Origin of the sequence: Novosphingobium hassiacum, assembly GCF_014196055.1 — a bacterium.
Taxonomy (GTDB): domain Bacteria; phylum Pseudomonadota; class Alphaproteobacteria; order Sphingomonadales; family Sphingomonadaceae; genus Novosphingobium; species Novosphingobium hassiacum.
In genome coordinates, this window is sequence record NZ_JACICY010000001.1 from 697,663 (window position 1) to 718,100 (window position 20,438).

The window sequence follows — 20,438 nt, forward strand, 5'->3', positions numbered from 1 at the left end:
TCCAGAGCGCCATGTACCACACTGGATTGCTTCGTCGGCTTCGCCTCCTCGCAATGACGAGGAGTGGTTGTCATCCCCGCAACGTAGCGCCCTGCTTTGATGCCGCGGCAACAACCTTGTCGGAAATCGCCTTCAAAGCCGCTTCGTCGTAGGACTTATCTACGGGCTGCAAGGTCACCTCGATGGCCAGCGACTTCTGCCCATCAGGCACACCGGCCCCACGGAAATCGTCGAATACCCGCGCGGCAACGATGTTCGCCTTGTCCGCGCCCTTGACCGAGCGCAGCAGGTCACCCGCCGCCACATCGGCCGCAACGAGGAACGCAAAATCGCGCGTGACCGCCTGCAACGGCGGCGGCGCGAAGTGCGGCTTGGCAAAGGCGCCAGCGCCCTTCTTGGCCGGTATCCGATCAAGGAACAGTTCGACGACCACCACCGGACCACCGATGTCGAACGCCTTGGCGGTTGCGGGATGCAGCACGCCGAACCGCGCCAGCACGGTCTTCGGCCCCAGCCGCAGCGTGGCCGACTGCCCCGGATGGAACTGCGGCCCGGCCTCGCCCATGACCTGCAGATTGTCGACCGGCGCGCCTGCCTCGGCCAGCAGCGCCAGCGCCTCGGCCTTGGCATCGAACGCATCGAAAGCTTGCGCCTTGCCTGCAGCCCAGCCGCGCGCGACCTTGTCACCCGCCAGCACGACGGCAAGGCTGAGCTTCTCATCGCTCGCGCCGTCGGCCCCGCGTAGATAGCGCCGCCCGATCTCGAACAACCGCACCGAAGCGGCTCCCCGATCGAGATTGCGCTTTACCGCCGACAGCAGCCCCGGCAGCAGCGACGGGCGCATGGTCTTCAAATCTTCGGAAATCGGATTGGCCAGCGTCCACAGCGCCTCACCATCGGCGAAGTGCGCGGCCTCGGCCTCGGGCAGGAACGACCACGTCACCGCCTCGTGCAGCCCCCGCGCCGCAGCCGCACGGCGCACGCGGCGCTCCAGCATCTGCGCGGGCGTTGCGGTCGGCTTGGCGACGCCATCGGCGCGCGGCAGCGGTGTCGAGGGCACGGCGTCCAGCCCATGCACGCGGATCACTTCCTCGACGATGTCGGGCGCGCCATCCACGTCGGGACGCCAGGTCGGCACCGTGACCGACCAGTCGTCGGCCACATCGAAGCCCAATGCGGCCAGAATGCGCTTCTGCTCGGCATCGGCCACGTCAATCCCGCCCAGCCGCTCGGCCAGCGTCGGGTCATAGGCAACGGCTTTGCGCGCCACTGGCGGCTCACCCGCACGCACAACTTCCGAAGCCTCGCCGCCGCAGATCTCGAGGATCAGCGCGGTCAGCAGGTCCATCCCGGTGTCGAGAAACGCCGGGTCAACCCCACGCTCGAAGCGCCCGCGCGCGTCCGATGCAAGCGCCAGTGCCTGCCCGGTCCGCGCGATCGACGCCGGATCGAAATAGGCGACTTCCAGCAGGACGTCGGTCGTCTCGTCACCGCAACCCGAATGCTCTCCGCCCATGATCCCGGCGATGTCGTGCACGCCGGCATCGTCGGCGATCACCGTCATCCACGGCTCCAGCGCGTATTCCTTACCATTCAGCGCAACGACCTTCTCGCCCGCCACGGCCTTGCGCGCCACGACTGCGCCCGACAGCTTTGCCAGATCATAGGCATGCGCCGGACGGCCATAGCCCAGCATCACGTAGTTCGTGATGTCTACCAAAGCCGAGATCGGACGCTGGCCGGCAGATTTCAGGCAGTCCTGCAGCCACTTCGGGCTCGTCCCATTCTTCACTCCGCGAATGACGCGACCGTAGAACGCCGGGCAACCTTCGGCGTCATCGGTGCGCACTTCGACCGGACAAGCGAAGCTGCCTGCGACCGGCTCAGCGGAAATCGGCTTCAGCACGCCAAGGCCTGCCGCCGCCAGATCGCGCGCGATGCCATAGACACCCATGCAATCCGGGCGGTTTGGCGTTATCGCGACGTCGAACACCGGGTCCGATCCGATGTAGTCGGCAAAGCTGGTGCCAACAGGCGCATCGGCGGGAAGCTCGATGATTCCGTCGTGATCCTCGCCAAGGCACAGCTCACGCGTCGAACACATCATGCCATTGGATTCGACCCCGCGGATGGCCGAGTTGCGCAGCACCATGCCGTTGGCCGGAACCACCGCACCCGCCACGCCGAGCACGCCGACAAGGCCTGCGCGGGCATTGGGCGCACCGCAAACGACCTGCAGCGGCGCTGCCTCACCCACATCGACAGACAGCACCTGCAGCTTGTCCGCTTGCGGGTGCTTCTCAGCCGTCAACACGCGGGCGACGCGGAACTTGGTCAGCGCGGCCGAGGCATCCTCGACACCTTCGATCTCCAGTCCGAGCGAGGTCAATTTTTCAGCGATGGTGCGCGCGTCGGCCTTGGTATCGAGAACCGACTGTAGCCATGAAAGCGAGAACTTCACGAGCGTACTCCCACGCCACCGGAGAGGGTCGGCACGTCGAGCGCGCCGAAGCCATAATGGCCCAGCCACCGCGCATCGCCATCGAAGAACGCGCGCAAGTCGTCCATGCCGTACTTGAGCATGGCGAGGCGATCGACACCGGTGCCGAAGGCAAAGCCCTGCCATTCGTCGGGATCAAGTCCTCCGAATTCGATGACCTTGCGGTTGACCATGCCGGAACCCAGCACTTCCATCCAGCCGCCGTCCGCCGCATCTCCGCTTCCGCCGACCACACGCTTGCCGTTGATCAGCGTATAGCCCACGTCCACCTCGACCGATGGTTCGGTAAATGGGAAATAGCTTGGGCGCAGCCGCAGAACGATGTCCTCGCGCTCGAAGAACGCCTTGAGAAAGGTCTCCAGCGTCCATTTGAGGTGCCCGAGGTGAATGCCCTTGTCGATCACCAGACCCTCGATCTGGTGGAACATCGGCGTGTGCGTCGCGTCCGAATCCGAACGGTACACGCGGCCCGGTGCGATGATCCGCAAGGGCGCGCCTTCTTTCAACATCGTGCGGATCTGGACCGGCGAGGTGTGCGTGCGCAGCAGCATCGAGCGGCCTTCGCCGTCCTTGTCCGGGAAGTAGAACGTATCGTGCATGGCGCGCGCCGGATGCGTCTCGGGCATGTTGAGCGCGGTGAAGTTGTGCCAGTCGTCCTCGATCTCCGGCCCGCTCGCCACGGCAAAGCCCATGTCGGCGAAGATTTCGGCCAGTTCGTCCATCACCTGGCTGACCGGGTGGATCGAGCCACGAGGCGTTTCAGGCGCTGGCAGCGACAGATCGACCGTCTCGGCCGCCAGCCGCGCCTCGAGTGCAGCGCCTTCCAGCGCTGCCTTGCGCGCCGTCAAAGCCGCCGTCACCGCTTCGCGTGCGGCGTGGATCTTCGGGCCTTCGCTGGTCCGCTGTTCCGGGGTCATCCCGCCCAGCGATTTGAGCAGCGCGCTGACCCATCCCTGCTTGCCGAGCGCGGCGACACGGATCGCCTCCACCGCATCGGGCGTGGCTGCATCGGCGATGGCGGCAAGCGTGGTGTCGCGCTGTTGATCGAGCTGTTCCATGGCCCACGCCGCTAGCGGCAAATGCGACGGAATAAAAGGCCGCGCTTAGACCGCTTGCGGTGCGTGCAGTGCCTGAACAGCGCTACCCATGAATTCGTGGCGCGCGCGCATCACCGCCTCGATCACCGGCTTGGGGCTGGCGGCATAATCGCTCGGGCTCATGCCCATGAAGCGATGGAAGTCACGCACGAACTGCGCCTGATCATGGTAATGGCTATCGATCGCGCCGATCCAGTGCAGCGACGGGTCCATCATGTATTGCACGAGGCTGCGCATGAACCGCTGGCGGCGCAGCAGCAGACGTGGCGGAAATCCGAAGTGCTTGCGACAGATGCGCTCCAGCGTGTGCGAGGGCAGCCGCGCCACCTCGGCCATTTCACTGACACTCGCGACATCCTCATCGATCAACGCCGCGTGGCAAGCCTGAATACGCGCCTCGTCGATTTCAGGTGAACGTGCATGGAATTCGGTGAAGAACTCGACAACGCGCTGAAGTTCGGTCGCCTCATCGGAAACGGGACCAAACAGGCCTTTGCCCAACCTGCGGAATCCGGCGAGGAACGGCTCGGCATCCGCATCGAGTACACGGTCGGCATAATTGTTTGCCGGGCACCCGACGAAACGCGCCCAGCCGAGCGGGAGCAGGCCAACGCCCCAGATCCGTGCGGTGCCGACGGTGAAGCGCAGCGTGGAACTGGTCGGTCCGGTCACAATCGTACCGATACCATCGGCAATTGGCTGACCCGGCACTTCCGACGTCGGCAGGTCGCCGCTGCAAATTCGCAGGTTCGCCCACTCGGGATGAAGATGATCGGTCACCCGTCTGCCGTCGGGCACGTCGATTTCGGTCAGATAGAACGTGGTGAAATAGCGGCTCAGCCGCTCAGGCGGCCGATGAAATCGAACCCGGACAGTGCAGTCCCCGGTCAAGTCTGTGCGCCCCTGTTATATCTTTGGATCAGATATCTTCGCCGTTTAGAGCACGCCCCGCGCATTTTGCGCAACGAAAAAGAGGGCAGGTTCGACCGAACCCACCCTCTTAAATCAATTGCAATCGCGCTAGGTTCAGGCGGCGGGAAGCGCTGCCTTGGCCTGCGTGACGACCGTTGCGAAGATCGCGCTCTCGTTCATGGCGAGATCGGCCATCGTCTTACGGTCCAGTTCGATCCCGGCCAGCTTGGTGCCGTGGATGAACTGCGAGTAGGTCAGGCCTGCTTCGCGGACGGCAGCGTTGATGCGCTGGATCCACAGGGCGCGGAAGCTGCGCTTCTTAACCTTGCGATCGCGATAGGCATACTGTCCGGCCTTTTCGACGGCCTGACGGGCGACGCGGATGGTGTTCTTGCGACGGCCACGATAGCCCTTCGCCTGATCCAAAATCCGCTTGTGCTTTGCACGGGTGGTCACACCACGTTTGATACGGCTCATAAGTCAGCGCTCCTCAGTTCAGCCCGTAGGGCGCCCACTTCTTGATCGTCCGCGCATCGGCATCGGAGATCACGTCAGTGCCGCGGTTCTGGCGGATGTACTTGGCGTTGTGACTCATCAGGCGGTGACGCTTGCCGGCCACACCGTGCTTCACCTTACCGGTGGCGGTGAGCTTGAAGCGTTTTTTGACGCCGCTCTTCGTTTTCATCTTGGGCATTTCAGTCTCCTGATTTCGACGCGTCCGATCCGCCTTGGCAGCCCTTGTGGCCAGGCCGATCATCGAATCCGTGTCGGTTGAACGGGCGCCGTTAAGCGAAGCGTGGGCGAAAGGCAAGCGCGTGCGCTATTTCCCGATGTCCGCAAGGTCGAACGCGGTCGTCTGGTAGACTTCGTTGATCCAGTTTCCGAACAGCAGATGGCCGTGCCCGCGCCAGCTGTTCACCGGCAGAGCGGCCGGGTCATCGCCCGGGAAATAGTTGCGCGGCAGATACCCGCCCTCATCGCGCGCATACTCGCCTGCCAGCGTCAGCGTGTCGTATTCGAGGTGGTTGAACATGTGCAGCATGTTCTGCGCAGGGTCATCGATCAGGCACAGCCCGGTCTCCGGGCTTTCTGCCAGGACCGCAAGGCCGTGGCCTTCGGGCAGGTCCTCGCGCCGCACTTCGCTCCAGCGCGACACGGGCACGTCGAACACATCGGGCAGCCCGCGCATCCACGGACTGGCGGGGGCACGGTTGAGATGGCGAAACACGCCCGCGGCCTTGGTCGGCAGCTCGTGCTTCTCGATCCCGTGGAAGTGATGCAGCGCCGCCATCGCGCCCCAGCACACCGTCAGCGTGCGATGCACGTTGGTCTGCGACCAGTCGAATATCCGTCGCAGTTCGTCCCAGTACGCCACCTCCTCGAACGGAATCGTCTCGACCGGCGCGCCAGTGACGATCAACCCGTCGTACTTCTCGTCGCGGACTTCCTCCCACGGGCGGTAGAACGACGAGATGTGGCCCGCCGACGTGTTCTTGCTGACGTGATCCGAAATACGCACCAGTTCCAGTTCGACCTGAAGTGGCGTTGCGCCCAGCAGCCGCGCGATCTGCGTTTCGGTGGTGATCTTGTCCGGCATCAGGTTGAGCAGCGCAATCCGCATCGGCCGGATATCCTGACGTGCGGCTTCGGTTTCGCTCATCACGATCACCGCCTCGGCTTCGAGCGTACGGCGGGCGGGGAGGTTGTCGGCAATCCTGATCGGCACGATTCGGCGTCTTTCCATTCAACCTGAGTGAGGAAGACGCAATCGTGTCCGTGTCCGTTTGGTTGCCGGATCGGCCACATCCTCTTGCCCGTTTCCGGGTTTGAGCGCCACCTTGCCCGGATCGGCAGGTTGGCGTTGGAGCGTCACCCCAACTCTCGATGTGCGGCCAATCTAGGGAGGAAACGATAACGATGCAATAACCTCGCATTGCCACATTCCCGCTTGATATTGCGAATGCATCTCATTAATACTGCGAATCGTTGGCAACAGCGAACGACGGGATCAGTAATGTTCATCTGCATCTGCAATGCCATTCGCGAAAAAGACATCCGCGCCACGGCGCGCTGCCATGCCGGCAAGGCAGAAGACATTTACGGTCGCATGGGCTTCAAGCCGCAGTGCCGCCAGTGCCTCGACGATGCCGACGAAGTTATCGCCGAGGAACGCGCCACCGCCTTTGCCTGAAGCTGCACCGTGCGAGTCGTTCGCGCTTGGCCTGCTTGCCGCGCCCGCGTAGATTCCTGAGAAATCACTATACAAGGATCTGCGCCATGAAGGGCGACGCCAAAGTCATCGAGTTCCTCAACAAGGCGCTGCTCAACGAGCTGACCGCGATCAACCAGTACTGGCTGCACTACCGGATGCTGGCCAACTGGGGCGTCAAGAAGCTGGCGGAGTACGAACGCCACGAATCGATCGATGAGATGAAGCACGCCGATCTTCTGGCCGATCGCATCCTGTTCCTCGATGGCCTGCCCAACTTCCAGGCGCTTGGTCGCCTGCGCGTCGGCGAATCGGTCGAGGAAATCCTCAAGGCCGATCTTGCGCTGGAAATGGAAGCGCTGCCCCTGCTCCGCGACGCCATCGCCTATTGCGAGACTGTACGCGACTTCGTCAGCCGCGATCTGTTCGCCAAGATCCTCGAAAGCGAGGAAGAACACGTCGACGTGATCGAAAAGCAGTTCGACATGATCGCGCGCATGGGGCTGGAAAACTACATCCAGCTCAACAGCGAGGCAGCCGAGGCTTAAGCGCTACCGGTCTGGCCAACGAGGTGCGAGGGGTCGATACCCTCGCGCTTCCACGCCGCCGTCCAGCGCCGCCCGGTCGGGGTATCGAACAGCACTTCGGGATGCCCCTTGGCCGCGTACCAGCCGTGCCCGCGCATCTCGCCCTCGATCTGCCCGGCGCCCCATCCGGCATAGCCCAGCGCGACGAGGAATTTCGACGGCCCCCGCCCTTCGGCAATCGCGCGCAGCACATCGAGCGAGGCGGACAACTCACATAGCGGGTTGACGGTCACGCTGCCCTCGCCGCCCCAGTCGGGCGAATGCAGCACGAAGCCGCGCGCGGTTTCCACCGGACCACCGTCGAGCACCGGCACGTCAGGCGCGACACCCGGGTCGATCCCGATGTCCTCGAGCAAGCCGTGCAAGGTCACGCCGTCGCGCACTTTGCCCACGCCGATGCCTAGCGCGCCATGTTCGTCATGCACGCACATCGCGACAATCGCATGGTCGAACCGGGGATCGCCCATTCCGGGCATGGCCAGCAGCAACCTGCCGCCAAGATATTCTGCTTCGCTCATCACCGCGCAAGATAGGCACGCCCACGCCCGATTGCGAGATGCCTCTGGATCAGGCCGCCGCCTTGACCTTGCGATCCGCCGCCGCCTCGAGCAGCCTGTTCTCGACCGTTCTCATCCGCGATTCGCTGGTGATTTTCTCGCCCAACACGTCGGTCACGTAGAACGTGTCGACAGCACGCTCGCCATAGGTCGCGATGTGCGCCGAATGGACCACCAGCCGCGCCTCGAACAGCGCACGCGCCAGCCCGCTAAGCAGCGCAGGCCGGTCACGCGAACCCACCTCGATGACGGTGAAGCGGTTCGAGGCCTTATTGTCGAAGATCACGATCGGGCGCACGTCGAACGCATCGGCACGCGGACGGGCCAGCGGACGCGCTGCCAGTTGCGGCAGCAGCTTGACCCGGTTCGCCAGCGCGTCGGCAATCGCATTCTTCAACCGCGCGATCTGGCTCGCCTCGTTGAGCGGCCGTCCGAGCGGGTCCTGTACCAGGAAGTTGTCGACCGCCGTGCCGTTGCGCGCGGTGTGGATGCGCGCGTCGATGATGTTGCCGCCAGCCAGATGGATGCCGCCAGCTATGCGATAGAACAGGCCCGGATGGTCGGCCGCCAGCACCGTCACCAGCGTAGCGCCGCGCGCCGGGTACCAGGTGGCCTCAACCGACAGCGGCTCGCCCAGCGCGCCGTCCATCTGTTGCAGGTTCAGCGCGATGATATCCTCGGGCTCGGCGATCCAGTAGGCATCGCTCAATTGCCGCCCGACCGTGCCGATCAGCGAGTCGCGTTCCTTTAGGATCACGCCCACCGCCTGCTTTTTCGCGGCAATCCGCTCTGCTCGGCCGAACTGCTTGTGGCCCAAGCGTAGCATTTCCTCGGCCGCCGTGAACAGGTCGCCCAGCAACTGGCGCTTCCACGAATTCCACACGCCCGGCCCCACCGCGCGAATATCAACGATGGTCAGGACCAGCAGCAGGCGCAGGCGTTCCTGGCTCTGCACGGTGTTCACGAAATCGGCGATCGTCTTGTAGTCGGCGAGGTCGCGCTTGAACGACGTCGCGCTCATCAACAGGTGCCAGCGCACCAGCCATGCGACCAGTTCAGTCTCCGCCGCCGACAGTCCCAGCCGTGGACACAGCTTCATCGCCACTTCGGCGCCGAGCACCGAATGGTCCCCCTTGCGCCCCTTGGCGATGTCATGAAGCAGCGTCGCGACATAGAGCACGCGCCGCGAGGCGATCTTGGACACGACCTCGCTTGCCAGCGGGTGATCCAGCTTGGCCTCGCCCTTCTCGATCAGCGCGAGCAAGCCGATGGCGCGGATGGTGTGTTCGTCCACCGTATAGTGGTGGTACATGTCGAACTGCATCTGGGCGATGACCCGGCCAAAATCGGGCACGAAACGCCCGAACACGCCCGCCTCGTTCATCCAGCGCAGCACCGATTCAGGATCGTTGCGGCTGGTCAGTACCTCGAGGAACAGCGCATTGGCGCGCGGGTCCTTGCGCACGCCCGCATCGATCAGCACCGCATCGCGCCGCGCAAGGCGCATCGTCTCGGGGTGGATCTCGACCTGCTCGGCAGCAGCGGAGGCAAACAGTTCGACCAGCCGCACGGGGTCTTCGCGGAAGGTCTCGTCCGATGGCACCCCCAGCTTGCCCCCGTCGATCACGAAAGGGCCCACCTTCTTGCGCCGACGGCTCCGGCTGCGGTTGCGCAGCGATGCGAAGAAGCCGCGCTTCTGCTCGGCGAACTGCCCGTCCAACTGCGCCAGGAACACCCCGGTGAGCGATCCGACCTGCTTTGCCTGCAGGAAGAAGTACTGCATGAACCGCTCGACCGCGCTCTTGCCCGGGCGGTCGGCAAAGTTCATCCGCGTCGCCACCTCGCGCTGGAGGTCGAAGGTCAGGCGGTCCTCAGCCCGGTTGGTGATCGCATGCAGATGGCAGCGCACCGACCAGAAGAAGTTCTCGGCGCGGCGAAACGCGCGGTATTCCTCTGCGGTCAGCAACCCGACATCGACGAGTTCCGATGCGTCGCGTACCTTGTGGATGTACTTGCCGATCCAGTACAGCGTGTGCAGATCGCGCAGGCCGCCCTTGCCCTCCTTGACGTTAGGCTCGACCACATAGCGGCTGTCACCCAGTCGCTTGTGACGCAAGTTGCGCTCTTCCAGCTTCTCGGCAACGAACTGCTTCTCGGTGCCGTTGACGACTTCTGCCCAGAACCGCCCCGAAGCTTCGTCGTATAACGCACGGTCGCCCCAGACATAGCGCCCTTCAAGCAAGGCAGTGCGGATCGTCAGGTCGCTTTTCGCCATGCGCACGACCTCGTCGAGCGAACGGCTGGATTGCCCTACCTTCAGCCCCAGATCCCACAAGTAGTAGAGCATCGCCTCGATGACCTGCTCGCACCACGACGTCGGCTTGGTCGGCGTGACGAAGGCGATATCGACGTCGGAATGCGGCGCCATCTCGCCGCGCCCGTACCCGCCGACCGCCAGAACCGCGATGCGCTCACCAGTCGAACGGTTGCTCGCGCGGTAGACCCGGCCGACAATATGGTCGTAGATCACCCGCACCAGCTGATCGATCAGGAATGCCTGTCCCTGCGCGCAATCGGTGCCCGCAGAAGGCTTGGCCTCAAGCCGCCGCGCCAGTTCGGCCCGGCCGTTCTCAAGCGCTGCACGCAACAGTTCGACCACCGCCGGGCGCGACTTGTCGCCCTGTTCGGCAAAGGCAGCCGCGACCGCGTCGGCAAGCGCGCGACGGTCGACGATGGCACGCTGATTGGCAATCCGGGGAAGCGTCATGGCTTCCCCTTAGACTCTCCAGCCTTACGGTCCAATAACAACTCGATCAGGCAGGCTGCGTGGCAAGCCACTCGCGCGTGTAAACTTCGCGCAAGGTCCGCTTGTCGACCTTCTCGGTGCCGAGACGGGGCAGCGGTTCGTGGACTTCCCAAAACCGCACCGGGATCTTGAACGGCGCGATGTGCTGCTTGAGGAATTCATACAGTTCGGCTTCGGTAGCCGAACAGCCCTCCTTGGCGAGGTAAACCGCTGCCGGAACCTCGCCAAAGCGTTCGTCTGGCAGTCCGAAGACGCTCGCCTCCGCAACGCAGGGATGCGCATAGATCGCGCTTTCCACCTCGATGCAGCTGATGTTTTCGCCACCGCGGATGATGATGTCCTTCTTGCGGTCCACGATGAACAGGTAACCCTCCGGATCGAGGTAACCCAGGTCGCCGGTGCGGAAGTAGCCGTCCGGCATGATCGCCTCGCGCGTTGCCTTCTCGTTGTTCCAGTAGCCGATGAAGTTGGCGATCGACCGGATCGAGACTTCGCCCACCTCCCCCTGCGGCAAGGCCTTGCCATCGTCGTCGAGGATCGCCAGATCGACCAGCGGGCGCGATGCCGTGCCCGTGCTTCCGGGCTTGGCCATGTAGTTCTCGTTGACGTTGCCGCAGCCCACCGCGTTGGTCTCGGTCAGGCCATAGCCCAGCAGCGGATAGGCGTGGGGCAGCGCCTTGCGGATACGGTCGACATGCTCGATCGGACGCGGCGCGCCACCTGCCGCAAACGAAACGCAGGTCGAAAGGTCGTACTTGTCGCGATCGGGATGCGTGGCGATTTCGAAGCTCATCAGCGGGACGCCGACGAAGTACGTCACCTTCTCGGCCTCGATCAGCCGCATCGCCTCGACCGGGTCCCACTTGGCCATCAGCACCAGCTTGCGCCCCAGCGCGAATGATTGAAGCAGCACCGGAATCTCGCCGGTCACATGGAACAACGGCAGGTTTACGAGCGTCGTCGGCTGGACACCTTCGGCTGGCCCTTCGCCCCTGGCCGTCAGGATCGCCAGCATGCCGACGGTCTGAGCGACGTAGTTCATGGCCCCCTGCACGACGCCGCGCTGATCGGAATAGGCCCCCTTCGCGGTGCCGGTCGATCCCGAGGTGAACAGCACCGTCGCCAGATCGTCGCCGGTCATCTCCGGCAGGACAGTTTCCATCCCCCCGCCCTTGGCCAGCAGCGCGGCAAGTCCCTGCTCGTATCCGCAATCATGCGCGATCGGGAGGATCGTGGCACCATGGGCATGGCCGTCGAACCGCGCGGCGCGGCCGCTGTCGGCGATCACATAGCGGCAGCCGACCAGATCGACGCCATGCGCCAGTTCCTCGCCCTGCCACCAGCCGTTGAGCAGCGTGACGCAGCCGCCCGCCATCAGCACGCCCATATAGGCAATTATCCAGTTCGCCGAATTGCGCGCAGCCAGCCCCACGCGCTCACCCTTTTGCAGGCCGTGCCCTTCGACCAGCCCACCTGCGACATGGCGCGCGGCCTTGTAGACATCGGCAAAGCTCAGGCGGATGTCGCCATCAACGATGAACGGCTTGTCGCCCTGCGTCGCGCAGAAGTACGCGAAATAGGCAGGCAGATGCGGCGGCGCGGCGGCAATCATCGGCAATTGGCGGCCGAACCGCTCGATCGGCACCGTATGAAACATCCCCCCCTCGGCGGTGAGGGCGTCGAACGTGCGGTCCAGCGCAAGGTCCAGCTCGGTCTTCATGTCGTCCTTTCAAACTCCCGACCCTGCAGCGCATCGTCTGTGCGCCTTTTCGGGTTTGCCTGCGGCCCTCGCCGTGCCAATACGCAAGCCTTCAAGGGGCGCGTTCGAGCCACGGAAACGGGTCCATCCAGAAGTTTGTAGGGAGTTCGCCACTTGCTGTCACTAGTGTCACCAGCGACCGTGCTTGCCGTAACGTCCGCTGCCGCAACGGCGGTCCAGGGCGCGGCTGCGGCACCGATTCGCTGGGAGAATCTGGGCATCGGCCCGATTGCGCTCGACCTCGGCTTCTTTGCGCTCAAGTGGTATTCGCTCGCCTATCTCGGCGGGATCATCCTGGGCTACTGGCACCTGTCGAAGATGGTCCGCCAGCCCGGCTCACCGATGGCGCAGCGCCATGCCGACGACCTGTTCTTCTATGCAACGCTCGGCATCATCCTTGGTGGACGCCTTGGTTACGCGATCTTCTACGCGCCCGAACTTTTCGCCAACCCGCTCAACCTGCTCAAGCTGTGGGAAGGCGGAATGAGCTTCCACGGCGGCCTCATGGGCACGGTCATGGCCATTGCCTGGGTCTCATGGCGCGCCAAGCTGAACTTCGTGCGGGTGTGCGACTACATCTCGGTCTGCGTACCCTTCGGCCTGCTGTTCGGCCGCCTTGCCAACTTCATGAACGGTGAACTGTGGGGCCGCGAAGCTGGCCCCGGCGTGCCGTGGGCGATGGTGTTTCCTGGCGGCGGCCCGATCGCGCGCCACCCCAGCCAGCTTTACGAGGCCCTGCTGGAAGGCCTTATCCTGATGATCGTGCTGCTGGTGCTGTTCTGGCAGACCAAGGCGCGCTGGCGTCCCGGCCTGCTCGTCGGCACGTTCACGCTCGGCTATGCGCTCGCCCGCTTCACGGTCGAATTCTATCGTGAGCCCGACGCGCAACTGATGGACTTCGCGATGCGCACCGGATTCTCGATGGGTCAGTGGCTGACCATCCCGATGATGGCGGTCGGCCTGTTCTTCCTGCTCCGCGCGCTGATCCGCAAGCCGCTTGGCGCTGCAGCAGCAGGAGCCGTGCCTGCGTGACGACACCGCTGCTCGAAACCTTCAGGCGGTTGATAACCAACACCGGTCCGATCAGCATCGCGCACTACATGGCCGAATCGAACGCGCGCTATTACGCCAGCCGCGATCCGTTCGGCGTCGCGGGCGATTTCATCACCGCGCCCGAGATCAGCCAGATGTTCGGCGAACTGATCGGGCTGTGGCTCGCCGACATGTGGATTCGCGCCGGACGGACCGAGCCTGTCCATTACGTCGAACTCGGCCCCGGTCGTGGCACGCTTGCCCGTGACGCACTGGGCGCAGCCAAGCGCTACGGCCTCGCCCCGCGCGTGCACTTCGTCGAGACCAGCGTGGCCCTCAAATCGTTGCAACTCGAACTGCACCCAACTGCGCAGTGGCATGACGACTTATCGACGCTACCGACCGACGGCCCTGTGCTGATCGTTGCCAACGAATTCCTCGATGCCCTTCCCGTCCGTCAGCTTGTCCGTACGACAGAGGGCTGGCGTGAGCGGATGGTCGGGGTCGAACAGGACCGTCTGGTGCCCGTGGCCGGGACACAACCGCTTGACTCTGCCGTCCCGCCCGCGCTGCGAGATGCAGGCGAGGGCATGATCCTCGAAACCTCGCCGGCTTCGGCTGCGATCCTCTATGAAGTCGCCGGGCGGCTTGCGTCACAAGGCGGCGCGGCGCTGTTCATCGACTACGGCCATGCCGAGCCTCGCTTCGGCTCCTCGCTTCAGGCAGTACGCGATCACGCCAAGGTCGATGTCTTCGCCAGCCCCGGCGAAGCAGACCTCACCGCGCACGTCGATTTCTCGGTACTCGCCCCGATCGCGCAATCGCGCGGGGTGCGCTGGCTCGGCACGGTCGAGCAGGGCCGCTGGCTCCGCGCGCTGGGGATCGAGGCCCGCGCCGACGCGCTCGCCGCTTTTGCCCCATCGCACGCCGCTGCGATCCACACCGCGCGCGATCGCCTGACCGGCGAGGGCCAGATGGGCGCGCTGTTCAAAGTCATGGGAATCGCCGGGCCCAATTGGCCCGACGGCGCCGGATTCTAGCGAATCCCGTTGTTTGCACCATACGGTACTTCCCCTGCGCAAAGCGACGGGATTCCGGTGGTTTTCATAGACCAAAATGCCTGTTGGCAAAGCCGGGGCTTTGCGTCTATCAGGCGCGCCAAGTGGGGGCTGGCGCTGCGCATTCGCGCATGTGCGGCTCCCGTACGACCCGGCTTTTCCCAAGGGCTTTGTCCGGGCCGTATGAAAGAGGCAAGTTGGACCGCGCGCGATCCGCGCGCGTGGCGGCAGCAGGCAGGGAATTTCAATGGCTGATGAGGCGAGCATCGACACTTCGGTAACAACCGGAGAGGGCGTGCGCCGACGCGATTTCATCAATATCGCGGCGGTGAGTTTTGCAGGAGTTGGCGGTGCTGCCGTCATTCTTCCGCTGGTGAGTCAGATGGCACCCTCGGCAGACGTGCTGGCGGAAAGCTCGACCGAAATCGACATCTCGGCAATCACGCCGGGCCAGGCGATCAAGGCCGTGTTCCGCAAGCAGCCGGTGTTCATCCGCAACCTGACCCCGGCAGAGATTTCGGCGGCCGAAAAGGTCGACGTATCCTCCTTGCGCGATCCGCAGACGCTGGAAGAGCGCACCAAGGAAGGCAAGACCAACTGGCTCATCACCATGGGCGTCTGCACCCACCTCGGCTGCGTGCCGCTGGGCGCTGGCGAAGGTGAAGTGAAGGGCGAGTTCGGCGGCTACTTCTGCCCGTGCCACGGTTCGTCCTACGACACCGCAGCGCGCATCCGCAAAGGCCCGGCACCGAAGAACCTCGAAGTGCCAACCTATGAATTTTCTTCCGACACTGTCGTGAAGATCGGCTGAGGACAGAACCCATGAGCTTTCCCTGGGCGAACGAATACAAGCCGGGCAATGGCCTGACGCAGTGGCTGGACGAAAAGCTGCCGCTCCCGCGCTTTGTCTATAACGCGGTCGGCGCCGGATACCCGGTCCCACGCAACCTCAACTACATGTGGAATTTCGGCGTCCTTGCCGGGTTCTGCCTGGTGCTCCAGATCGTGACAGGCGTCGTCCTCGCGATGCATTACGCCGCAAACGCCGGCGTTGCGTTCGACTCGGTCGAGCACATCATGCGCGACGTCAACTGGGGCTGGATGCTGCGTTATGCGCACGCCAACGGCGCCTCGGCGTTCTTCGTCGTCGTCTACCTGCACATCTTCCGCGGCTTCTTCTACTCGTCGTACAAGGCCCCGCGCGAGATGATCTGGCTGCTCGGCGTCGTGATCTTCCTGCTGATGATGGCAACGGCGTTCATGGGCTACGTGCTGCCCTGGGGCCAGATGTCGTTCTGGGGTGCCAAGGTCATCACCGGCCTGTTCGGCGCAATCCCGCTCATCGGCGTTCCCATCCAGGAATGGCTGCTCGGCGGTTTCGCTCCCGATAATGCCGCGCTGAACCGCTTCTTCTCGCTCCACTTCCTGCTGCCCTTCGTGATTGCCGGTGTCATCATCCTGCACATCTGGGCGCTGCACATCCCCGGCTCGTCCAACCCGACCGGCGTCGAAGTGAAGACCAAAAGCGATACCGTTCCGTTCCACCCGTACTACACGGCCAAGGACGGTTTCGGATTGGGCGTGTTCCTGCTGATCTATTGCGCCGTGCTGTTCTTCGGCCCGAACGCGCTGGGTCACCCGGATAACTACATCCCGGCAAACCCGCTTTCGACGCCTGCTCACATCGTTCCTGAATGGTACTTCTGGCCGTTCTACGCGATCCTGCGCGCGTTCACCTCGGACTTCTTCTTCATCCCGGCCAAGCTGATGGGCGTCCTTGCGATGTTCTCGGCAATCCTGGTGTGGTTCTTCCTGCCCTGGCTGGACACCTCGCCGGTGCGCTCGGGCCACTACCGTCCGCTGTTCCGCAAGTTCTTCTACCTGCTCGTGATCGACATCCTCGTGCTCGGCTACTGCGGCGGCGCCCCGGCAGCTGAACCCTTCGTGATGATCTCGCAGCTCGCGTCGATGTACTACTTCCTGCACTTCCTCGTCATTCTCCCGCTCGTTTCCTCGATCGAAAAACCGGAACCACTTCCGTTCTCGATCACCGAAGCGGTGCTGGGCAAGGATGAGAGCGCCGTGCTCAACGCCAACCCCGCTGCTGCCTGAGCCAGCCGAAGCGTTAGAGAAAGAGAACCCTATGGTCCGTCTTTTTGGCCCCCTGGTCGGCCTCTTCTTCGCGGTCGCGCTGCTCTGGTCGTTCGGCAACGGCGCCTACACCGCGATCACGGAACCTGCTCCGGTTACGGCCGAGCATGAATTCCACCTCCACCCCAAGGAGCTGGATCTTGCCAGCAACGGCGCATTCGGCCGTTTCGACAAGCAGCAGCTCCAGCGTGGCTTCCAGGTCTACAAGGAAGTCTGCGCGACCTGCCATTCGCTCAAGCAGATCGCGTTTCGCGACCTCAAGGCAATCGGCTATTCCGACGCCGAAGTGAAGGCGATCGCCAAGCAGTGGGCGACGAAGGCAACCACGTTCAACCCGGTAACGGGCGATCGTGGCGAGCGTGACAACATCGCCTCCGATCGTATCCCGACCGTCTACTACGCAGGCCAGGGTGTCCCGCCAGACCTGTCGCTGATGACCAAGGCGCGTCACGACGGCGGTGCCTATGTCTACTCGCTGCTGACCGGCTATCAGGAACAGCCCGCCGAACTTCTCAAGAAGTTCCCGGACTCCAAGACGCCTGACGGCCTGCACTACAACCCGTACTTCGCGAACCTCAACCTCGCGATGCCGGCACCAATCACCACCGATGGTCAGGTGACCTATTCGGACGGTACGAAGGCTTCGGTCGATCAGATGTCGAAGGACGTTTCGGCGTTCCTCGTCTGGACCGCAGAACCCAAGCTGGACAAGCGCAAGCAGACCGGCTGGGCCGTCCTCGGCTTCCTGCTGATGGCCACGGTTCTTGCCTACCTTGCCAAGAAGAACGTCTGGGCTGACAAGCACTGAGTTCTTCGCCATCGCGCAAAGACAAAAGGCCACCGGAAACGGTGGCCTTTTTCGTTGACGCATCGCAAGCCCACCCCCGACCCCTCCCGCAAGCGGGAGGGGGGGAGCCATCGTCGTCAATTTCTTCCCCCCTCCCGCTTGCGGGAGGGGTCGGGGGTGGGCATCGCGCCAACACCGCGATATGATCACGCCCGATGACCCCCGACCAGATCAAAGCCCTCGTCCGCACCGTGCCGGACTTCCCCGCCCCCGGCATCATGTTCCGCGACATCACCACCCTGATCGCGCACGGCCCCGGGCTTTCGGCGACAATCGATCACCTAGCCGAAATGGCCAATAGCGCCGGAGCGCAAGCGCTGGCCGGCATGGAGGCGCGCGGCTTCATCTTCGGTGCCGCCGTCGCAGCCCGCATGGGCCTCGGCTTCGTCCCCATCCGCAAGCCGGGCAAGCTGCCCGTTCCCACGATCGGCGTCGACTACGCCCTCGAATACGGCACCGACCGCCTCGAGATCGACCCGACCGCGATCCCAGACGGCCAGCGCGTCGTCATCATCGACGATCTGATCGCCACCGGAGGCACCGCGCTCGCTGCCGCGGAACTCCTGCGCATGGCGGGCGCACAAGTAACCCACGCCCTGTTCGTAATCGACCTCCCCGATCTCGAGGGCGCCACCCGCCTGCGCCACGCCGGCCTGAGGGTAGACGCGCTGATGGACTTTTCGGGGCACTGAACGAAAAAGGGCGGCCCCAACGGACCGCCCCCAACCTCGTCATCCCCGCGTAGGCAGGGATCCAGCCAACCTCGCCTCAATCCACCAGCATCAGCGCGTCCAGCGCCACAACGCCCTCACCCAGCGGATGCAGGATCACCGGGTTGAGGTCGATCTCGCGGATCGACGGTTCGGCGCGCAGGACCTGACCCAGCTTGACGATCAGCGCGGCCAGCGCCGGTACGTCCAGTGCGGGCGACCCGCGATAGCCCGACAACAAGGCCGCGCTTTTCAGCTTCATCAGTTCCGCTTCGACCGCATCCTGCGTCAGGTCCGACGTCAGCAGGCGAACGTCCTGCAGGATCTCGGCAGTGACGCCGCCAAAGCCCGCCAGCACCACTGGACCCCATTCGGGATCGTTCTTCGCGCCGACGATCATTTCCATGCCGCGCTTGCCCATCGCCTCGATCAGCACGCCATCCAGCGTAATCGCCGCCGAATAGGCCGCAACATTGGCATGAATGCGCTCCCATGCCTCGCGCACGGCCGCGCCGTCGGCAAGGTTCAGGATGACCCCGCCCGCGTCGCTCTTGTGGCCCAGAGCGGCGGCTTGAGCCTTCATCGCCACCGGATAGCCGACACTGTCTGCCCCAGCGACGGCCGCATCTGCGCTTGCGGCGAACGCGCCCTTGGGGAACGACAGCCCGATTGGTCCGAGCAATTCCTTCGATTTGTATTCGGGAATGACCCCGGACACCTGATCCAGCCCGGTCAGAGGCGTAGCAGCCAGATCGTTGCCCGACAGATCCAGTGCCGACCACTGCGTCAGGCGCGTCACCGCCCGCAACGCGCGCTCCGTCGATGGAAACCACGGTATGCCCGCAGCCCGCAGCGCCGCCACTCGCTCAGGCGGCACCTGCGCACCTTCATCGAGCCCAGCAAAGATCACCGGCTTGGTCAGAGCCTTGCCCTCGACAGCCGCAAGGATCGGCGGGATCTTGATCGTGCAAGTGATCGCCTCGGCCTGGATAATCCCCGCGACGACCGTACCGACGCGATCATCGGCAAGCAGCGCCTCGACACAGCGCGTATAGATCGCCGGTTCCGAGAGCCCCTGCGCGGTAATGTCGAGCGGATTCGAGACCGGCACGAACGCAGGTAGCGCGGCGCGCAGCATGGGCGAATCGTCATCATGCAGATCGGCCAGGGGCAGACCCAGTTCCTCGGCCAAGTCCAGCGTCAGCGCCTTGAACGCGCCCGATTCACCCAAGACGGCAGTCGCGCCCGAAGGCAACGCCGCACAGCGCACGGCGATCTCGGCAATATCGCCCAGCTCTTCCAGCGTTTCGGCAAAGATCACGCCCGCCCGCGCAACCATCGCACGCATCAGCTTGTAATCGCCCGCCATCGCTCCGGTATGCGTGGCCGCCGATTCGCGCGCTGCGCTCGATTTGCCGGGATGCAGCAAGACGATCGGCTTGCCCGCAGCCCTCGCCCGGCGCGCCGCGCTCAGGAACGCCTGCGGCTTGCGGAACTGCTCGACGAGCATCGCGATCACATGTGTATCGGGCTGGTCGATCATCCAGTCGACATAGTCCTCGACCCCGCTCGCAGCTTCGTTGCCGGTCGACACCGAGTAGGAAACGCCGCAGTCGCGCGCCAGCAGCATCGTGCCGAGCACCGCCGCCATCGCACCTGATTGCGAGACGATGCCGATCGCGCGCCGATTCCCCGGAGGTACCGCGTTTGTCTCGACAAAGGTCAGTGGGATGCGGTCGACGTAGTTGACCAGCCCCAGGCAGTTCGGCCCTTCGACGACCATGCCCGCCTCATTGGCTATCCGCGCGATTTCCTGCTGCTCGGCAAGCCCCTCCTCGCCGCCTTCAGCAAATCCGGCCGCGAAAATCACCACGCCGCCGCACTTGCGGGCAGCCAGCCCCTTGACCGCATCGAGCACGCCCGCTCGCGGGATCGCCAGCACGGCCACATCCACGCCCTCGGGTAGCGCATCGACGGAAGAGTAGCAGCGCTTGCCCATGATCTCGTCGCGCTTCGGGTTCACCGGATAGACCGCGCCCGAATAGCCGTTGCGATCGAGGTTGGTCAGCAACGTCGCGCCCAACGCACCTGGCTTGTCCGACGCGCCGACCACCGCAACCGACTGGGGCCGCAGGAACCGATCGAGGGCAGCATGAGGCAGGCTAGCGTGAACAGGCGTCGTTTTCACAGGTCGGGCATCCTTTCGAATTTGC

General features: G+C 64.1%; 18 protein-coding genes and 1 riboswitch. Of the genes, 8 read left to right on the forward strand and 10 right to left on the reverse strand.

Translation table 11 applies throughout. From position 1 onward, the window contains the following. Positions 1-70 precede the first annotated feature (70 nt). From pheT to GGQ88_RS03545, 6 genes are all read right to left on the reverse strand, one after another. Positions 71-2,461, reverse strand: coding sequence for a phenylalanine--tRNA ligase subunit beta (gene pheT / locus GGQ88_RS03520; protein ID WP_183611700.1), 2,391 nt, complete (start codon positions 2,459-2,461; stop codon positions 71-73). After that, on the reverse strand, positions 2,458-3,558 hold the full coding sequence (pheS, locus tag GGQ88_RS03525; RefSeq protein WP_183611701.1) for a phenylalanine--tRNA ligase subunit alpha: 1,101 nt from the start codon (positions 3,556-3,558) through the stop codon (positions 2,458-2,460). The genes pheT and pheS overlap by 4 nt, the downstream gene beginning before the upstream one ends. A 45-nt stretch (positions 3,559-3,603) precedes the next feature. Next, entirely contained in the window at positions 3,604-4,488 is an 885-nt protein-coding gene (locus GGQ88_RS03530; RefSeq protein WP_183611702.1) for a helix-turn-helix domain-containing protein, read from the reverse strand. A gap of 135 nt (positions 4,489-4,623) precedes the next feature. Then, positions 4,624-4,986, reverse strand: a complete 363-nt coding sequence (gene rplT / locus GGQ88_RS03535) for a 50S ribosomal protein L20 (protein ID WP_183611703.1) — start codon at positions 4,984-4,986, stop codon at positions 4,624-4,626. Between the two features lie 13 nt (positions 4,987-4,999). Continuing rightward, entirely contained in the window at positions 5,000-5,203 is a 204-nt protein-coding gene (rpmI, locus tag GGQ88_RS03540) for a 50S ribosomal protein L35 (RefSeq protein WP_054107898.1), read from the reverse strand. Between the two features lie 126 nt (positions 5,204-5,329). Next, on the reverse strand, positions 5,330-6,235 hold the full coding sequence (locus GGQ88_RS03545; protein ID WP_183611956.1) for a homoserine O-acetyltransferase/O-succinyltransferase family protein: 906 nt from the start codon (positions 6,233-6,235) through the stop codon (positions 5,330-5,332). 48 nt (positions 6,236-6,283) lie between these two features. Beyond that, a riboswitch (SAM-I-IV-variant riboswitch) is annotated at positions 6,284-6,402 on the reverse strand. Positions 6,403-6,523: 121 nt separating this feature from the next. Between GGQ88_RS03545 and GGQ88_RS03550 the strand changes: the two genes are divergently transcribed. Both GGQ88_RS03550 and bfr read left to right on the forward strand, forming a co-directional pair. After that, a complete protein-coding gene (locus GGQ88_RS03550; RefSeq protein ID WP_183611704.1) occupies positions 6,524-6,700 on the forward strand; it encodes a (2Fe-2S)-binding protein in 177 nt (58 codons plus the stop codon). An 86-nt stretch (positions 6,701-6,786) separates the two neighbouring features. Continuing rightward, positions 6,787-7,266, forward strand: a complete 480-nt coding sequence (bfr, locus tag GGQ88_RS03555) for a bacterioferritin (RefSeq protein ID WP_183611705.1) — start codon at positions 6,787-6,789, stop codon at positions 7,264-7,266. Here the strand turns inward: bfr and GGQ88_RS03560 are convergent. From GGQ88_RS03560 to GGQ88_RS03570, 3 genes are read right to left on the reverse strand one after another with little or no spacing between them, the layout of a single operon-like run. Continuing rightward, complete coding sequence (locus GGQ88_RS03560; RefSeq protein ID WP_183611706.1) at positions 7,263-7,823, reverse strand: YqgE/AlgH family protein; 561 nt, start codon at positions 7,821-7,823, stop codon at positions 7,263-7,265. The two genes, bfr and GGQ88_RS03560, sit on opposite strands and share 4 nt — an antisense overlap. 49 nt (positions 7,824-7,872) lie before the next feature. Further along, positions 7,873-10,629, reverse strand: coding sequence for a [protein-PII] uridylyltransferase (locus tag GGQ88_RS03565; protein ID WP_183611707.1), 2,757 nt, complete (start codon positions 10,627-10,629; stop codon positions 7,873-7,875). A 46-nt stretch (positions 10,630-10,675) separates the two neighbouring features. Next, positions 10,676-12,388, reverse strand: coding sequence for a class I adenylate-forming enzyme family protein (locus GGQ88_RS03570; RefSeq protein WP_183611708.1), 1,713 nt, complete (start codon positions 12,386-12,388; stop codon positions 10,676-10,678). 165 nt (positions 12,389-12,553) lie between these two features. Between GGQ88_RS03570 and lgt the strand changes: the two genes are divergently transcribed. The 6 genes from lgt (at position 12,554) to GGQ88_RS03600 (ending at position 18,207) form a co-directional block, all read left to right on the forward strand. Then, the gene (lgt, locus tag GGQ88_RS03575; RefSeq protein ID WP_343057089.1) at positions 12,554-13,459 is read left to right on the forward strand and encodes a prolipoprotein diacylglyceryl transferase; all 906 of its coding nucleotides are present in this window, start codon (positions 12,554-12,556) and stop codon (positions 13,457-13,459) included. After that, entirely contained in the window at positions 13,456-14,499 is a 1,044-nt protein-coding gene (locus tag GGQ88_RS03580; protein ID WP_343057072.1) for a class I SAM-dependent methyltransferase, read from the forward strand. The genes lgt and GGQ88_RS03580 overlap by 4 nt, the downstream gene beginning before the upstream one ends. 265 nt (positions 14,500-14,764) lie before the next feature. Then, complete coding sequence (gene petA, locus GGQ88_RS03585) at positions 14,765-15,328, forward strand: ubiquinol-cytochrome c reductase iron-sulfur subunit (RefSeq protein WP_183611710.1); 564 nt, start codon at positions 14,765-14,767, stop codon at positions 15,326-15,328. Between the two features lie 11 nt (positions 15,329-15,339). Next, a complete protein-coding gene (locus GGQ88_RS03590) occupies positions 15,340-16,629 on the forward strand; it encodes a cytochrome b (RefSeq protein WP_183611711.1) in 1,290 nt (429 codons plus the stop codon). Positions 16,630-16,660: 31 nt separating this feature from the next. Beyond that, positions 16,661-17,476: a cytochrome c1 gene (locus tag GGQ88_RS03595; RefSeq protein WP_183611712.1), complete on the forward strand. Its 816-nt coding sequence runs from the start codon at positions 16,661-16,663 to the stop codon at positions 17,474-17,476. 194 nt (positions 17,477-17,670) lie between these two features. Beyond that, entirely contained in the window at positions 17,671-18,207 is a 537-nt protein-coding gene (locus GGQ88_RS03600) for an adenine phosphoribosyltransferase (RefSeq protein WP_183611713.1), read from the forward strand. A gap of 76 nt (positions 18,208-18,283) precedes the next feature. Here GGQ88_RS03600 and GGQ88_RS03605 read toward each other — a convergent pair whose 3' ends face one another. Beyond that, positions 18,284-20,413 (reverse strand): acetate--CoA ligase family protein, encoded by a 2,130-nt coding sequence (locus tag GGQ88_RS03605; protein ID WP_183611714.1) that lies wholly within the window; start codon positions 20,411-20,413, stop codon positions 18,284-18,286. Positions 20,414-20,438: the final 25 nt, after the last annotated feature.

What these genes read in the sequence shown, in the direction of transcription:
- GGQ88_RS03595 (WP_183611712.1), top strand. Translation starts at nt 16,661, where the DNA reads ATGGTCCGTCTTTTTGGCCCCCTGGTCGGCCTCTTCTTCGCGGTCGCG.
- GGQ88_RS03565 (WP_183611707.1), bottom strand. Translation starts at nt 10,629, where the DNA reads ATGACGCTTCCCCGGATTGCCAATCAGCGTGCCATCGTCGACCGTCGC.
- rplT (WP_183611703.1), bottom strand. Translation starts at nt 4,986, where the DNA reads ATGAGCCGTATCAAACGTGGTGTGACCACCCGTGCAAAGCACAAGCGG.
- GGQ88_RS03600 (WP_183611713.1), top strand. Translation starts at nt 17,671, where the DNA reads ATGACCCCCGACCAGATCAAAGCCCTCGTCCGCACCGTGCCGGACTTC.
- GGQ88_RS03590 (WP_183611711.1), top strand. Translation starts at nt 15,340, where the DNA reads ATGAGCTTTCCCTGGGCGAACGAATACAAGCCGGGCAATGGCCTGACG.
- GGQ88_RS03550 (WP_183611704.1), top strand. Translation starts at nt 6,524, where the DNA reads ATGTTCATCTGCATCTGCAATGCCATTCGCGAAAAAGACATCCGCGCC.
- petA (WP_183611710.1), top strand. Translation starts at nt 14,765, where the DNA reads ATGGCTGATGAGGCGAGCATCGACACTTCGGTAACAACCGGAGAGGGC.
- pheS (WP_183611701.1), bottom strand. Translation starts at nt 3,558, where the DNA reads ATGGAACAGCTCGATCAACAGCGCGACACCACGCTTGCCGCCATCGCC.
- rpmI (WP_054107898.1), bottom strand. Translation starts at nt 5,203, where the DNA reads ATGCCCAAGATGAAAACGAAGAGCGGCGTCAAAAAACGCTTCAAGCTC.
- GGQ88_RS03570 (WP_183611708.1), bottom strand. Translation starts at nt 12,388, where the DNA reads ATGAAGACCGAGCTGGACCTTGCGCTGGACCGCACGTTCGACGCCCTC.
- GGQ88_RS03560 (WP_183611706.1), bottom strand. Translation starts at nt 7,823, where the DNA reads ATGAGCGAAGCAGAATATCTTGGCGGCAGGTTGCTGCTGGCCATGCCC.
- bfr (WP_183611705.1), top strand. Translation starts at nt 6,787, where the DNA reads ATGAAGGGCGACGCCAAAGTCATCGAGTTCCTCAACAAGGCGCTGCTC.